This window comes from Streptomyces sp. NBC_01334 (assembly GCF_035983595.1).
GTDB lineage: Bacteria > Actinomycetota > Actinomycetes > Streptomycetales > Streptomycetaceae > Streptomyces > Streptomyces coriariae.
In genome coordinates this window covers 5,278,240-5,293,229 of sequence record NZ_CP130718.1, presented here as the reverse complement: position 1 = coordinate 5,293,229, position 14,990 = coordinate 5,278,240, and the positions used below count along the sequence as shown (strand labels likewise).

Sequence of the window (14,990 nt, the reverse complement as noted above, 5' to 3'; positions counted from 1 at the left end):
ACCGGCGGGCGGTCACTCTTCCGGTTCCCTTGTCTGCCTTCTCGTCGCGCTTCTCGCTGTGCTTCTCGTTCGTCGTGCTTCTCGTTCGTCGTGCTTCTCGTTCGTCGCAGCTCTCGCTCGTCGCGCTTCTCGCTCGTGCCTTCGCCGCCGTCGTCACGGCGTGCCCTTGCTGATCGATTCCTTGGGGGGATTCATCATGTCCGCTGGTTCCGTCGCCGCCCGCCGCATCCGCACCGTGGCCGCGACCGCCGTCGTCACCGCAGTCGCCGGCGCCGCCTTCGTCCCGGCCACCGCTGTCGCCGCCGACAAGGCGGGCGGACACGCGCTGAAGATGACGCTGGGCGCGCCCGCCCCCACCGGCCCGCTCAAGCGCGGCGGGGCGACGGAGTCGATGATCCTCACGGTCGCCAACTCCTCCGACAAGGCACAGGACTTCTCGGCCTGGCTGCCGGGCACGCCGGACGGTCCGAGCCCGGTGCTGAAGGACTCCATCGTCTTCGACGTGACCGCGGTCGACGCGCCCGCGACCAAGTCGGCGATCGGGCGGCAGGACGGCTCCTTCCAGGGGCTGTTCTTCCCGGCCACCGGGAACGCGGCGTCCACCTTCTCCATCCCGGCGAAGACCGAGTACACCTGGAAGGTCACGGTCGGCCTCGGCGCCTCCTACCCCACCAACGACGGTGACTTCACCCTCACCGCCGGGCGGCTGATCGGCGACACCGACGACGACCCGTCCCGCAACACCCAGGTCTTCAAGACCGACCCGGCGATCACGCCCGGCAAGCTGAACGTGGCGTGGGAGCAGAAGACGGGCGCCGTCGCGCGGCCCGGCCAGCGTGCCGAGCTGGTGCTGAACGCCACGGCCACCGGCCCCGGCGAGTTCCCCGCCGAGCTTCAGCGCACCGTGTCGGCCCAGCAGTTCCGTGAGGGCGCGGGCCACCCCGACTTCGTCCTGGAGGCCGAGGTCGACGGCAAGATCGTCAAGCTGGAGGAGTCCAACGACAGCGAGTGGGAACTCCCCGCCATATCCAAGGGCTTCGGCTCCTCCAAGGGCACCGAGAGCATCAAGCTGTACCTCTCCCTGGGGAAGAAGAGCGACATCAAGAAGGACACCGTCGTCCCGCTGGAGGCGCTGTTCTCCATGGCCGACTCCTGGGGGTTCAACGGCGCCCAGACCAAGGTGAAGGCCGGCCCGACCCTGGTCACCCCGCCGAGCGGTACGCCGTCCACGACGCCGTCGGCGTCCGCCTCCGCCTCCGCGTCCGCCTCGGCCTCTCCGTCGGCGTCCGCCTCCGCGGCCACCACCACGGGCGGCACGACCGGCGGCACCACCAACACCACGAGCACCACCGGTTCGCTCGCCGCCACCGGTTCGGACGGCGGTGCCCTCTACGGCGCTCTCGCGGCCGCCCTGCTGGCCGTCGGCGGTGCGGCGGCCTGGTTCGGCACGCGTCGCCGGCGGTCCGCGCGCGTCTGATCCCCGACGGACGACACGAGGACGAGGACGACGGACAGGGGAGGGGCCCGGAGGCGACTGCCTCCGGGCCCCTCCCCTGTCCTCGGTGCCGCCGTCGGCTCAGCGCGCCCCGGGGTCGTACTTCTTCAGCGAGGCCTGGACCTCGGCGGCGTACGCGCCCTCCCACCACGGGACCGTCTCGACCAGCACCGGCTTGGTGCCGGAGGCGAGGACGAGGGCCCGGCCGGGCGGCATCGCGCCGAGGTCGGAGACCTGGAGGACGCGTTCGCGGCGCGTGGACTCGCTGATCGCGCGGTTGCCGGACCAGCCACCGAACTCCGACTCACGGCTGGTCTGGTACTCACGCAGCTCGTACTCGCCGGCCAGCTCGCTCAGGTCGCCCAGGAAGCGGGTGTCCGAGACGCCACCGCCGTAGACGCGCACGTTCGCGGCGGACCACAGCTTCTCCATGCCGCGCTCGCCCCACACCTCGATGCCCTGCGCCCAGGACTGGAGGATCGTCATCAGGATGATCCCGCGCGAGCCGTAGTGCGAGTACAGGTCGGGCAGGGTCCGCCAGCGGCACACGTTGGCCGCCTCGTCGAGGACGCCGACGAGGGGCAGCGGGAGTCGGCCGCCACGCTGGGTGGTGGCGTACTCCTCGGCCGCCTCGACGACGGCCACGGTCAGCGCGGTCACCAGCGGCCCGGCGGAGTCGCGCCCCTCCCGGCTCAGCGAGTACAGGGTGCCGCCGGTGCGGACGAACGCGTGCGGGTCGAACTCGCCCGCGTACTCGTCGGCCGGGGGCGTGACCCACCGGTTGACCTCGGGATTGACCAGGCAGGACGCCATCTGCTGGGCGACACCGTAGATGCCGCTGCGCTGCTTGTCGGGGGCGTTGATCACGCCGGCCAGCCCGTCCGCGGACATGGCGTGTCCGGCGCCGCGCAGGATCCGCTCCGGAGCGTCGTCCTTGGGGTTGGACAGCCAGGTGTAGATCTGGGTGATCGGCGCCTTGGCGCAGGCGGCGGCCAGCAGCAGGTTGGCGAGCAGGTCCTGGCCGGCCGGGTCGAAGAAGGCGTCGGTGGAGGCGTTGGCGTCCCGCGAACCGCTGGCGAAGTGGTCGGCCATCTTGCGGGCCTTGGCCACGTCGGTGACGTACGACAGCGGGTTCCACCACCAGCTCGGCTCCTCCTGCGCGACCTGCTGCGGGTCGAACACCCACACCGGGCCGCGCGCGGTCCGCGGACCCCGGGTCGCGTCCACGATGTCGCGCTTGTTGGAGGTGACGAGGACGGCGCCGGGCCCGTCCAGGATGGCGGGAATGGCGCGCCGGGTCGTCTTACCGGTCCGCGGGCCCCAGATGTCGACGTGCATGTCCTCGTACGACCCGTACAGCGGCTGACGCCCCTTGACGGACCGTCCGATGAACACGCCGGGCGTGCTCGACTGCACGCCGAGGCGCTCGGCGGTGGCGGCCGCGCCCTTCATGGTCAGCTTGCCGAGCTCCTCGCCCTTCGCGAGGTGCTGGGCGGCGCCGTCCACCTTGGGCTTGTTCCTGAACCGCTCCCGCACCCGGTAGGCGGCCAGGCCGAGGATCCCGACCACCACCGCCTCACCGGCCGCGACGGCACTGGCCGCCGAGCCCGGCCAGCTGTAGTCGCCCTTGATCACCTCGACGAGGAACGTCAGCGGGTTGGCGGGCGGCGCCGGCTCGTCGGCATACCCGGCCCCGACCTTCGCCGCCAGCCAGGCACCGGCCCCGACGAGGAGCACGACCGCGACGGCGATGACGATCTCGAAGGTCCAGTCGTCCTCGGCGCGGGGTTTCTTCTGCTGTTCTGCGGTCACCCGCGGGTCCGTCCTTTCTGGACTGTGGACTTGCTGAGTTGTCTGGGGGGTGGGGGTGCTGGGAGGCGGTGGCCGGGAGGGCCGGGGTCAGGCCTTCTCCGGAGCGAAGACGAAGACACCCTCGCTCGTCGCCAGCAGGGCGTGGCCGTCGGACGTGCGCTCCAGGACGTCGACGTCGTCGTTCAGCGAGGAACCGGGCTCCAGGCCGGAGGCCAGCACCTTCTTGGTGCGCATGTCGAGCGCCGCCAGCCCCAGGTCGCTGACGGACGCGTACAGGACGTCGCCGGTCGGCAGTGCCACCGGCTCGATGTCCTGCTCGTCCGCCTCCTGACGCCAGAGCTCGTCGCCCGTCTCCGCGTCCCAGGCGACCGCGCCTCCGCCGAACTGGGTGACGACGCTCTTTCCGTCCGCGGAGAGGACGACGACCGGCTCGTGCGCGTCGTTGGGGTCGAGGAAGGTCTTGGGGCCTTCCACGAGGGTGCGCCCCGTTCTGAGGTCGACCACCGTCAGGAGCGCGTCGTACGTGTCGTCCTTCAGGCCCCAGGCGAGCAGGCCCTTGTCCCCGGAGAGCGGGAAGAGGGAGGCGGCCGCCCGGTCGCCGTCCGGGGTCTGCGCCGCCACGGCGGCGGGCAGGGTGACGCCCTCCGTGTCCCACAGCTCCTTGCCGGTGAGCCGGTCGGAGACCTGGAGCCGGTCGCCGCTGACGTAGAACTCGGCGAGGGACGTCGCCACCCGGTAGCCGAAGCCCGTGCCGATCGGCGCCTGGTCCTCCCACCGGTCCTGGACCTCGACGGTGGCTCCGCCGCCGAGCGGGGCGTAGGAGCCGCTGTCGTTGCCCTCCTTCAGCCGTACATGGCCGGCCTCGACGGTGTGGTCGGTGCCGTCCTCGCCGTCGTAGGCCGAGCTGCCCAGCTTCTCGCCGGAGGGGGCGTACATGGTGTACGTCGTCCGGACCGACTCCTTCTTCAGGCCGCTCGCCGCGGTCACGTCGCCGTCGACGGCCAGGAGGGCGGGTGTGCCGTCCTTCCACTGGCCGATGGTGAAGAACTCGGCGGGCGCCGGATCCCGGTCGCTCGACCAGCCGTCGGCGGGGATCGTGACCTCGACCGACTTGCGTTCCCGGCCGGTGGCCGCGTCGAGGAGGCGGGCCCGGAAGAGGTACTCCTCCGGAGTGCCGCCGGTGCTGTCGGGGTACGTCGTCGCGTCCTCGGTGAGGACGACGGCGTCACCGAGGACGCAGGTCTGCGAGTGGTCTCCGACGGCCCTGCTCGTGGCCCGCGCGACCGGGTCGCCGGGGCATCCCGAGACACCGTCCGCGGTCAGGCTCCACACGGGCTTCCGGGCCAGGCCGGGCAGTGCGGCGCCCTCGTACGCGGGGCCCCGGGCGACGGACGCGGAGGCCTTGGGCGTCGCCTTCCCGTCCGTCGCGCCGCCCTTCCCCGTGTCGTCGCCCCCGCCGCAGCCCGCGACCAGCCCCAGTGACACCAGGGCCCCGGTGAGGGGAAGAAGGTGACGCCTCATCTGTTGGTTCATGCTCCTGTTCCGCTGTCTGTGCCGTCGCCCTCGACCGCGTTCGTGCCCTGGGGGATCGGCACGCGGTAGACGCCGGTGATCGTGTCCTGGTAGTCCCAGTTGCTGAACTCGACGGACTTGCCCGGGCGCGGGGCGTGGATGATCTTGTGGCCCTTGGGGTCCCAGACCAGGCCCACATGGCCCGAGTGGCCCGCCTCCGGCCGGAAGAAGATGACGTCGCCGGGCTGCGCCTCGGACAGCGACACCTCGTACTTCTTGAGGTAGGGCTCCTGCGTGTAGGTCGTCGTACCGATGTTGATCTTCCCGGCGCTGGCCATGTAGTACGCCCACTGCGTGAAGCTGGAGCAGTCGAAGCTGGTGGGGTTCTCGCCCTGGAGCCGCGGGGCGCCGAACACGTACGGGACCCCGATGCCGCGCTGCGCCCAGCCGAGGACCGCGCGGATCACCGGGTCGTCGGCGTCGGGAAGGACACCGGAGGCGCCCGCGCCGTCCGGGGCCACCGCGGCGCCGCCGTTCTCCTCGGCGCAGTCGGCGTACTGCGCGTCCCTGCTGCTCTCGTCGGATCCCGGGACGGTCCCGTAGTCGGGGTTGGCGGTGACCTTGCCCTTCATCCACCCGTCCGGGTCGACCATGCCCGGACCCTTGTCCTGGCCGCCCACGAACGGGTTGTCGACACCGGGAACGAGGACCTCCCAGTGCAGGTGGGGTCCGGTGACGTTGCCGGTCGCGCCGACCGTGCCGATCTGCTGACCGCGCTTGACGGTCTGCCCGACGGACACCTTGATCGAGGTCTGGTGACCGTAGAGCGTGATGACCCCGCCCGCGTGCTCGATCTTCGTCATGTTGCCGTACGAGCCGCCGGGACCGGCGTGGACGACCTTGCCGTCGGCCGGTGCGTAGATCGGGGTGCCGCTGGTGGCCACCAGGTCGAGGCCGGTGTGGTAACCGAGGCTCCACATACGGCCGTTCTGGTGGTACGGGGTGCCGACGGTGTACGTGCCCTGCTTCATGGGCCACTGCCAGTCCTTGCCGGTGGTGGGCTCCTTGGCAAGGGGGAACGACACGGTCGTCGCGTAGCCGGCGCCGATGCTGCCGCTGTCACTGTTGCCGCCGATGTCGCTGCTGTACGCGGCCAGGGACATCGCGGTCGTGCTGCCGTCACCGCTGTCGTCGTCCAGCGCCGGCGTCGACCAGGAGCGGGCCGGGGTCGCGACGATGCTGAGCGCGGAGCCGGGCTGGGCGTTGTTGCCGACCGGTTCGGGAATGTCCGACTGCTTCCCGAGGGTGGGGAAGCCGGGGTTCTTCTCGATGGTCTCCTTCAGATGCGCGTACCAGCGCTTGATGAGGTCCTTGTCGCCGGTGAGCACCCCGCGGTAGCGCGCGGCCTGGGTGAGGACGACCCGCGGGTAGATCGTGTTGGCGGCCGTGGAGCCGGAGTAGATCTGGAGCGCCTTGAAGGGAGCGGTCTCGGCCTTCTTGGCGTGCAGGAAGTTGGCGGCGGCCCAGGCCGCGTCGTCGATGTTGTACAGGTCCTTCGTGCCGTCGCCGTTGCCGTCGGCGCCGTAGTCCGTCCAGGCCGGCTTGCCGAACTGGAGGATGCCCATGTAGCCGAGGGAGTTCTTGCCGCCGGGCGCGGCCGAGGGGTCCTGGCCGTACTTGGTCTCCTGGTACATCTGCCCGGCGATGAGCGTCCAGTCGAGGCCGTCGTAGCGGGCGGCGGCGCGCATCGCGGCGAGGATCATCTTCGGCGGTATCTCGTTGCGCGCCGTCTCGCTCGGCATGTACATCTTGCCGGCCGGCATGACCGGGTTGGTGGCCGCGGCGTCACCGGTGTTGCCGGCGTTGGCGTTGTCGGCGTAGTCGCCGCAGGAGGCGGCCGCGGCACCGGCGCCCACCCCGCCGATCATGCTTCCCACAAGGACCAGGACGAGGGTGCCGACCCCGGCGATGGGCAGGCAGCCGACACCGCCGGCTATCCACATCCACTTGTTGTTCTTCTTGTCGCCGCCGCCACCCTGACCGCCGCCGCGCTGGGTCGCCGCCTTGGCCGCCTTCGCGGCCTTGGCGACCTTCGCCGCCTTGCTGGCGGCGGCCAGTACCGCTGGTGCAACCATCCCGGCTCACACCCCCGAGTCGTCGGACGCGCCCACGTCACCGAGGCCGAAGACGTCGAACCCGGAGACGAGCCATTCGCCGCTGTCCTCCTTGACCGTCACCAGCCACTCGTTGGACTCGGTCGTGGTCTGCCCGTCCGCGGTGTGCGTGGCGGTCACCTTGACCAGGGTGGACATCGAGCGGCCGCTGTCACGCACCAGGTCGTCCGAGACCAGGGCATCGCGCACCACGACGGCCTCCCCCTTGGAGGAGCACTGCTCGGCCTGGCAGGTCGCCCACTCCTTGCCGGTCGGCAACGAGGTCGCGGCCTTCATCCGGTCGTCGTTCGTGGTGAGCCGGACCAGCGGAACACTCCAGGTCGCGGCATTGCTCTCGTGGTCGTACGTGGTGAGACCGGCCATGTACTGGACCATGGCGGCGTGCGCCTTCACGGCTTCGGCGGCCGAGACGATCGGGGCGACCGCGGTGCCCTGCGATCCGTCGCCGTCGGCTCCCTCCCCGTCCGAGCCGGCGGCGCTGCCGTCCGAGGTGGCCGTGGGCACCGCGGAGCCGTCCTTGGCGTCACCGCCGTCGCCCTCGTCGTCTCCGTCGAAGACGGTGAACACGGTGAGCACGGCGATCAGGAGAAACCCGAGCACCCCCAGGGCCAAGAGCCCCGTGCGCTTGTTCTCCGCAGGCAAGTCCACGTTCCCGCGCCTCCCTTGTGCTGAGCCGGTACGGCGGGTGACCGGGACACGGTAGGGGGAGGCGGAAGCGGGGAGTCGGGGGAATTCCCGTCGAGGAAAGCGCGGCCGGCTTCGGGAAAGAGGAAAGGGGAAGCGGGAGTGCGTGAAGGGGAAGGGTTTGCCCCGGTCGGGCTCGGCCGGGCGTGGTCACTCCGTCCGGGCCCACTTCACCGCGGTGCCGTGGGCGACGTACCAGAACGTGCCCCCAGCGGTCGACGCCACGCGGAGGGAGACGCAGAGCACCCCGTCACTCCTCTCGTACGCCGTCTTTTCGCCGGTCCGGCGCTCAGGAAGGCCGCGGATCCACCGGCAGCGGGTCGAACGGGTACGCCGTATGCCCGTCCTTGGGTGAACAGGCCGCGAACGGACCCGAGTCGGCGTCCATCAGGACCCGCAGATGCGGGTCGGCGTGGTGCAGCCACCACGTGGACATGCCGAGCGCCGGGTCCTGGCGCAGGTGCTCCCAGGCCAGCCAGAGCGCGGACAGGCGGGCGCCGGCCTCGGGGTGCTCCCACCACCTCGGGCACCAGGTGGCCGTGCTGCCGTTGACCCGGCGGCGGATCATCTGGGCGAGATAGTCGGAGACGAAGACGAAGACGTCCGCGAAGTAGAACTCCGGCTCCTCGGAGCCCTCTGCGGTGCCGGACATCGTTGCCCCCATCGGTCGTTCGGTCGAGCTACGGCTGTCGGGTGATCGGGCGGCGCCCGGCCGGGTGCCGCGTGATCAGGTCAGGACGATACCGAGCAGCAACAGCACCACCACGACCGCACCCATCACGATGCGTGCCGTCGGGTCCTCGCGTTCCCACAGGTCGTGGACGACGGCCCAGCCCGTCAGACGCGCGGCCCGACCGCTGTGGATGTCGGAGGCGGACGCCTGCTGCTCCTCGTCCATCCCCTCCTCGTCCGGCGACGACAGCTCGGGATCCTCGTCGAAGCCGACCGGCATCCCCTGCTGCTCCTGCGCCACCAGGACCATCTGCTCGAGGAGTTCGGGAATCGTGTTCGGCGTGAGGGGATAGGCGAACGTCCCGTACGGCGTCTCCACGCACAGGCTGGCCTGCCAGGGGTTGCCGGGCTCATAGCCGTCGACCCAGGCGCGCTCGGCCTGGAAGACCTGCGGGGCCTGGGCCGGCTCAGGCGCCGGTACGGCGACGGGGGCGAAGGCAGGAGCAGGAGCAGGGGCAGGAGCAGGAGCAGGAGCAGGGACCTGCTGGACCGGCGGAGCCTGCTGGGGGATCTCCCAGGTGCGCGGGTCGGGCTGCTCCGGGGGTTGCGGCTGCTGCGGGTACTGCGGCTGCTGCGGGTGCCCGTTGTGGTCGGTCAACTCTCGTCCTTCGCCGGGTCCGTCGGGTCCAGGGGGTGGTGCCGGGTGGCGGTACCCAGCACCTCGGGCACACGCGCCCAGCGCATTCTGGGCCCAGGACGGGCCGGTACGGCACGGCGCCTTCCCGGCGTGTCCCTGTCACTTTTCCCGGCCGGTTTCCTCACGGACGCGGCATCGGGAATTCCCGCAGTCCCGGCGAGGAAAGCGACACCGGTCCGGTGACAGGTCTTTGTCACACTGCCAAGCGCACCTGGCCGGGCCAGGGCCCGTCGTGCGGTGCGGTCGTGAACCCGCCCAGGCGGACGGGGAACCGACTCGCTGGAGTAACCGACTCGATGACAGACCACAACAGCCCTGCTGGCGCGGTCGGCGGAGGCCAGCCTTCCGGGCAGCCCGGGTCCTTCGGTCCTTCCCAGCAGCCGCCGCAGCAGGCGTGGCAGGGGCAAGGGCAGCAGGCCCCCGCCCCGCAACAGCCGCAGCCGCTGCCCTCCGACGCGGCCCGCGCCCAGGTCGCCGCCGCCTGGGTGCGCAGCACGCCCCGGGCCGGCCAGGCCGCCGTCCCGTCGCTGCCGCCCCGTGAGACACGGTCCCAGGGCGAGTCGAAGAAGGAGAAGCGCGAGCGTGAGCGCGCGGCTCGCAAGGCGGCGTACGAGCAGAAGAAGGCGGAGAAGGAGCAGCGCAAGCGGGGCGGCACGGCGACGGCCGCGGCCACCGCGCCGGCACCCACGCCCACCACGGCCGCCCAGCACCCGCCCCAGCACGGCCACCAGGCCCCCGCGCACAGCTCTTCCACGATGTCGCTGAGGGCCACGGCGGCCCCGACCGCGGGCGCGACCGCCCCGGCCGCAGGCACCGTGCCCCCCGGCGCCGTCACCCCGGGTGCCGCCACCCCCGGCCAGGCCGCCCCGAGGCCCGCCTCCGCGCGTGACTTCGACGTGCCCAAGCCCGGCGGCCGTATCTCCGGCGGCGGGCGCCGTACGCACGTCGCGCTCCGCGCCACCCTGCTGATCACGACCTGCGTGTTCGCGCTGGGCTCGTGCGGCGTGATGGGACTGGTGATCGGCAAGTCCTCCGGCACCACCACCGCCGGGCTGGACTCCTCGGACGCCACCCGGTACCGCCTCACCGAGTTCCCCACCGAGCAGGCGGCGGCCTTCGCGGAGCAGTACGCGCAGCTCTGCATGACGTTCACCCCGGACACCTCGTCCGCCCGCCGCACCGACCTCGCCCGCTACGCCTCCGCCGGTGTCGACCCCGACTGCGGCTGGAGCGGTGAGGGCACCAGCAAGGCCGTCTCCGTCACCTGGGACGGCACCGCCGAGAAGCTTCCCGAGTACGGCGACCACGGCCGCTACATCGGGGTCCAGGTCCGCACCGACGACGGCACGCTCACCACCCTCACCGTCCCCGTGTACGTCCAGAACCTCAAGACGGGCGAGGGCATGCGCGTCTCCGGCGACGTGGGCCAGATGCCGCTGCCGGCCGCCGCGGACGTGCCCGAGGTCGACCAGGGCGACGAGGTCGTGGACGACACCCTGTCCACGCAGCTCCAGAAGGAGGTGCTGCCGGGCTACTTCGAGGCCTGGGGCGCCTCCGACGCCACCGCCATGGCCCGCTTCCTCACGCCGGACGCGACCCTGACGGCCACCACCGGTCTGGCCGGCCGCCTGACGGGCCCGCAGATCGGCACGGTCGTCGCGCTCGTCCCGGCGAGCGCCCAGGACACCAAGCCGTACGCCTACGACGCCGGACAGGCCGTCCAGGTGCGGGTGGCCGTCGACTGGACCGACGCGAAGGGCGTCGCCGTTCGCCGCGCGTACCGGATGACGATGGTCAACACGGCCCAGGGCTGGTTCATCAAGGACGTCCGGGGCGGCGTGCTCGACGCCGAGGGCGGCCGGGCCGACAGCGACACCGACACCGCGACGGGAACGGCGTCACCTTCGGCCGGCGCCTCCGGAGCCCCCTCACCCTCCGCCTCCGCGGCCGTCCCGTCGTCCACGGCCAAGCCCGGCAAGCCCTGACCGGACCGCGCCGCCCACACCCCCTACCACTACCGCCGCTCCACCACCCGAGAGGAACCACCATGTACCTGGCCGCCGGTACGACCCTGAACGACATGTTCGGGCAGATCGAGGACATCCTGCGTAACGCGGGCACCATGGTCGCCGTCATCGCCCTGCTCATCCTCGGCATCCGCATGCTTCTGTCGATGAAGCGCGGCGACGGCATGCGCGAGGCCTTCCAGGGCTTCGGCATGATCGCGCTGGCCGCCCTGATCATCGGTGGCGCCGGCGGCCTCGCCGGTGTGCTGATCGGTCTCGGCAGTCAGATCGGCGGCGGCAACTGACGGACCGCTCGGGCCTAGCCCGACGCACCGTCAGCAGTCGTCCCAAACAGGGGAGTTCGCAGACATGAGCCAGGAGGCACCCGAGCCGCTGGTCGCGTACGACCACACCGATCTGGTCAACCGCCCCAAGCGGATCTGGAACTGGGGCAACATCCCGCTGCCCGGACTGCTGCTGCCCGCACTGGGCGCGGCCTTCGGCTTCGGGCTGGTCTGGCTCATCACCCTGTTCACCGTGTCGGCGTTCCTGCCCTTCCTCGGCATGTCGATGTGGACGTCGGTCCTCTACTTCGGGCCGCCGTTCGGCATCTACTTCGTCTGGGGGCGCCCGCTGCCCTCGGCGCTCACCCTGAGCCAGCAGCTCGTGGTGTGGACCGACTGGTGGTTCCAGCCCAAGCGGCTGCAGGGTCTCGCCGCGGACCAGGAGCCGGAGCAACTGCACTGGCAGGTCATCCTCTTCACCCCGGGTTCGCCGCGCTGGCAGGCCCGCTACGAGGCCGCGCGCCGCGTCGCCGCCGAGCGCGGCACCGCGTTCGCCGCCTCCAGGCGCTGACCCCGCGATCACCCCACCACTTCCCGACGTCGACTACCGCAGGATGAGTCCTCCATGTTCATGATGATCCTTCTGGGCGGGGCGGCCGCCTTCTTCGTGGTCGCCATGATCATGGCCGCCTCGTCTAGCAAGAAGAACGGCCAGGGCGGCTCGAAGCAGTCGTCCTCGGCGCGTTCCAAGCCGTCCGGCTCGTCGGCCGCCGCGCGCCGAGAGGACCTCCGCCTCCCCTACCGCTACGCCGACGACATGATCTTCGTGCACGGCGACTCGGTGTGGACGGGCATCGTCCTGCCCAACGCCATCGACGAGTACCTGAACGCCGGCGAGCTCCAGGCGATGGCCGAGGGCCCGGCCCGCGGTCTGCTGAACCTGGCCCGCGGCGACCGCAACGTCGAGTGCCACTACCGCAAGGTCTACCAGCCGATCACCGCGCTGACCTGGGCGGAGGACCTGAACGCGGTCGCCTGGGACCCCACCGAGAACTACAAGGCGTACAACCTGCGCAAGGCGGAGTACCAGGAGCGCATCGGTGCCAAGCGCGAGCGCAACATCCTGCTGGTGAAGCTCGGTTCGCTGAAGCGCACCAACGGCGGCAGCGGAGTCCTCGCCCAGGACGACGAGCCGTACGACGAGCCCGGTCTCCTCCAGGGCGTCCGCGGCGCCGCCGACCAGGCCGCCGCCACGGCGACCGGGGTCGCCGACGAGTACCTCTCCCCGCACGTGCTCGCCGAGTGGACGCAGACGGCCGTCGAGGTCCACGAGAGCCTCGAGGGTCTGAAGGGCACCCCGCTCAGCCGCGAGGAGCTCGTCTGGCTGATCCGCAAGCCGCTCCACGGCGACCTGCCGGTCCCGCCGGAGCCGGTGCTCGGCTCGCGCGCCTGGGGACCCAACCAGTTCGACCTGGTGGTCGACTTCTCCGGCGAGAACCGCAAGACGCACATCGTCCTGAACCAGTACGACGAGGTGACGGGCGAGCAGCAGACCAGCTACACCACCACCCTCGTGGCCGCCAACTGGCCCGCGGAGACCCGCTTCCGCCAGTCGACCGCGTGGGCGCGCTACGCCGCCCAGCACGTGGACTTCCCCGTCGAGATCGACATGCGGTTCACGCTCATCCCGTACCTGAAGTTCAAGGACCGCGCCGACAAGATCCGCGGCAACCTCGTGGACGAGATGAACGACATGGCCAACTCCGGCCGCAGCCCCGACACCAAGCTGGCCACCCAGGTCACCCGCGCCCAGGAGCTCGTCGACGACATCGACGAGCACAAGATGCCGGGCATGGAGGCGCAGATCCGCTTCACGATCTCGGCGCACGACGTGAAGGAGCTCGAGCGCCGGCGCCGGGTCCTGGAGATGCAGTTCAAGCAGGACCTGAAGGTGACCCTGCTGCGCCCGACCCGCCAGCAGTGGCGGCTGCTCCAGGCGCAGCTCCCCGGCGACGCGCCCAAGCTGCCGATCGCGCCCTACCTCCGACTCCAGGAGGTCGAGCAGCTCGGCGCCGGACTGCCCACCGCGGGAACGGAGTTGGGCGACAACCCCGAGCACCGTTCCGGCAAGCGTCTGGGCTGGGTCGGCAACCTGGTCGGCTGGGCGGGCAAGATGCCGGTCCACTACTCCCTGCACGTCGGCCCCGCCCGCAACGACGGCGGTGGCCTGGCCATCGTCGGCGCCTCCGGCGGTGGCAAGTCCTCGCTGGCCCTCCAGAAGTTCTACGAGGAGTCGGAGTCGGGCGTCCGCTGCCTGGTCATCGACCCGAAGACCGACTTCGCCCAGCTCTGCTACTACCTGGGCTTCGGCGCCCAGGTGAACGACCCGGACTTCGCGGGCGACGCGGAATCCGGCCTCCTCGGCACCCCGGCCAGCAAGTTCCAGCCGGTGAACCCCGAGTTCTGGGCGGAGACGGAGGTCGTCGACCTCCTGAAGGGCCAGGCGGGCGTACTGGACCCGTGGGTCATCGCCCGCGACGTCCCCGCGGGCCGCCTGCTCGCCGAGTCCATGCTCCGGGGCTTCCTCGGCGACGAGGACTACCAGCGCGTACGTCTCCCCGTCATCGAGGGCATGGCGACCGTCATCGGCCGCTACAACTCCGCGATCCGCCAGGCGGTCGAGCAGGGCTACACGGCCCGCGACGCCGAACTCGCCGTCCCCCGACCGACGTTGTGGCAGGTCGTGGACGAAGTCGTCGCGGCGTACGACCACGCGGTGGCCAGCGGAGACCGCGAGGCGATCAAGGACCTGAAGCTCGCGCAGATGCTCCTGACCGAGCTGCGCACGCTCCCCTACGCCCGTCTCTCCTTCGCGGAGCGCCCGCAGCCCCTGTCCAGCATGCGCAAGCGCCGTACGGTCATCACCCTGCGCGGCTTCCAGTCGCCCGCGGCCTCCGACCCGCGCAGCTGGAACCCGGCGGAACGCCTCGCGGCGACGGCCCTCATGGCGGTCGTGGAACTGGGCAGCCAGATGCTCGACGTCGGCTACGAGAAGAACCCGGTGACCGGCGAGATCGGCCTGCGCCCGAAGGCGCTGTTCGTCGACGAGGCGTACGTCGTCACGGCGACCGAGTCCGGCCGCGACCTGATGCGCCGCGCGCTGAAGCAGGGCCGCTCCTACCTGGCGGTCACCGTCCTGATCACCCAGCAGGCCATCGACCTCGTCCAGATCGAGGACTCCGAGGCCCGCAGCGGCGGCGCCAACCAGATCCACACGGTCTTCGCCTTCAAGCAGAAGTCGGCGCAGGAGGCGTCCATGGTGGCCCCGCTCCTGGGCCGCCCGGAGAACGACCCGAAGGTCATCGCAGCCCTCCAGGAGCTCCGCACCGGCGTCTGCCTCCAGCGCGACGCGGACAAGCGCGTCGGCACGGTCGCCGTCGACCTGGTCTTCAAGGAGATCCTCGCCGCCACGGACACCAACGGCACCACCCGCCCGGCCCGCCAGGGCGTCAACCCACCGCTGAGCGTCTGGGACTGGACGTTCCTCCAGGAGGCGGAGGAGGACCCGGCACAGTCGGCGACCCCGGCGAAGGAAACGGCGACGGCGACGGCTTCGGCATGACGCGCCTCACCGGTCCCACCCACACGCACACC

11 protein-coding genes are annotated in these 14,990 nt (G+C 71.3%); 5 read left to right on the top strand and 6 right to left on the bottom strand.

Annotated features, from left to right (window positions below; all coding sequences use genetic code 11):
* Positions 1-196: 196 nt before the first annotated feature.
* Complete coding sequence (locus OG736_RS23745) at positions 197-1,477, top strand: hypothetical protein (RefSeq protein ID WP_327184231.1); 1,281 nt, start codon at positions 197-199, stop codon at positions 1,475-1,477.
* 99 nt (positions 1,478-1,576) lie between these two features.
* Here OG736_RS23745 and OG736_RS23740 read toward each other — a convergent pair whose 3' ends face one another.
* The 6 genes from OG736_RS23740 to OG736_RS23715 form a co-directional block, all read right to left on the bottom strand.
* A complete protein-coding gene (locus OG736_RS23740; protein ID WP_327184230.1) occupies positions 1,577-3,307 on the bottom strand; it encodes a type IV secretory system conjugative DNA transfer family protein in 1,731 nt (576 codons plus the stop codon).
* Between the two features lie 87 nt (positions 3,308-3,394).
* Positions 3,395-4,840, bottom strand: coding sequence for an outer membrane protein assembly factor BamB family protein (locus OG736_RS23735; protein ID WP_327184229.1), 1,446 nt, complete (start codon positions 4,838-4,840; stop codon positions 3,395-3,397).
* Entirely contained in the window at positions 4,837-6,954 is a 2,118-nt protein-coding gene (locus OG736_RS23730; protein ID WP_327184228.1) for a peptidoglycan DD-metalloendopeptidase family protein, read from the bottom strand. The genes OG736_RS23735 and OG736_RS23730 overlap by 4 nt, the downstream gene beginning before the upstream one ends.
* A 6-nt stretch (positions 6,955-6,960) precedes the next feature.
* Positions 6,961-7,641, bottom strand: coding sequence for a hypothetical protein (locus tag OG736_RS23725; RefSeq protein ID WP_327184227.1), 681 nt, complete (start codon positions 7,639-7,641; stop codon positions 6,961-6,963).
* 325 nt (positions 7,642-7,966) lie between these two features.
* On the bottom strand, positions 7,967-8,329 hold the full coding sequence (locus OG736_RS23720; protein ID WP_327184226.1) for a DUF4913 domain-containing protein: 363 nt from the start codon (positions 8,327-8,329) through the stop codon (positions 7,967-7,969).
* Positions 8,330-8,404: 75 nt separating this feature from the next.
* A complete protein-coding gene (locus OG736_RS23715; RefSeq protein WP_327184225.1) occupies positions 8,405-9,007 on the bottom strand; it encodes a hypothetical protein in 603 nt (200 codons plus the stop codon).
* A 335-nt stretch (positions 9,008-9,342) separates the two neighbouring features.
* On the opposite strand from OG736_RS23715, the gene OG736_RS23710 reads away from it, so the two are divergent.
* From OG736_RS23710 to OG736_RS23695, 4 genes are all read left to right on the top strand, one after another.
* On the top strand, positions 9,343-11,031 hold the full coding sequence (locus OG736_RS23710) for a conjugal transfer protein (RefSeq protein ID WP_327184224.1): 1,689 nt from the start codon (positions 9,343-9,345) through the stop codon (positions 11,029-11,031).
* Positions 11,032-11,093: 62 nt separating this feature from the next.
* Positions 11,094-11,357 (top strand): hypothetical protein, encoded by a 264-nt coding sequence (locus OG736_RS23705; protein ID WP_327184223.1) that lies wholly within the window; start codon positions 11,094-11,096, stop codon positions 11,355-11,357.
* Between the two features lie 64 nt (positions 11,358-11,421).
* Entirely contained in the window at positions 11,422-11,907 is a 486-nt protein-coding gene (locus tag OG736_RS23700) for a hypothetical protein (protein ID WP_327184222.1), read from the top strand.
* Positions 11,908-11,961: 54 nt separating this feature from the next.
* A complete protein-coding gene (locus tag OG736_RS23695) occupies positions 11,962-14,958 on the top strand; it encodes an ATP-binding protein (RefSeq protein WP_327184221.1) in 2,997 nt (998 codons plus the stop codon).
* Positions 14,959-14,990: the final 32 nt, after the last annotated feature.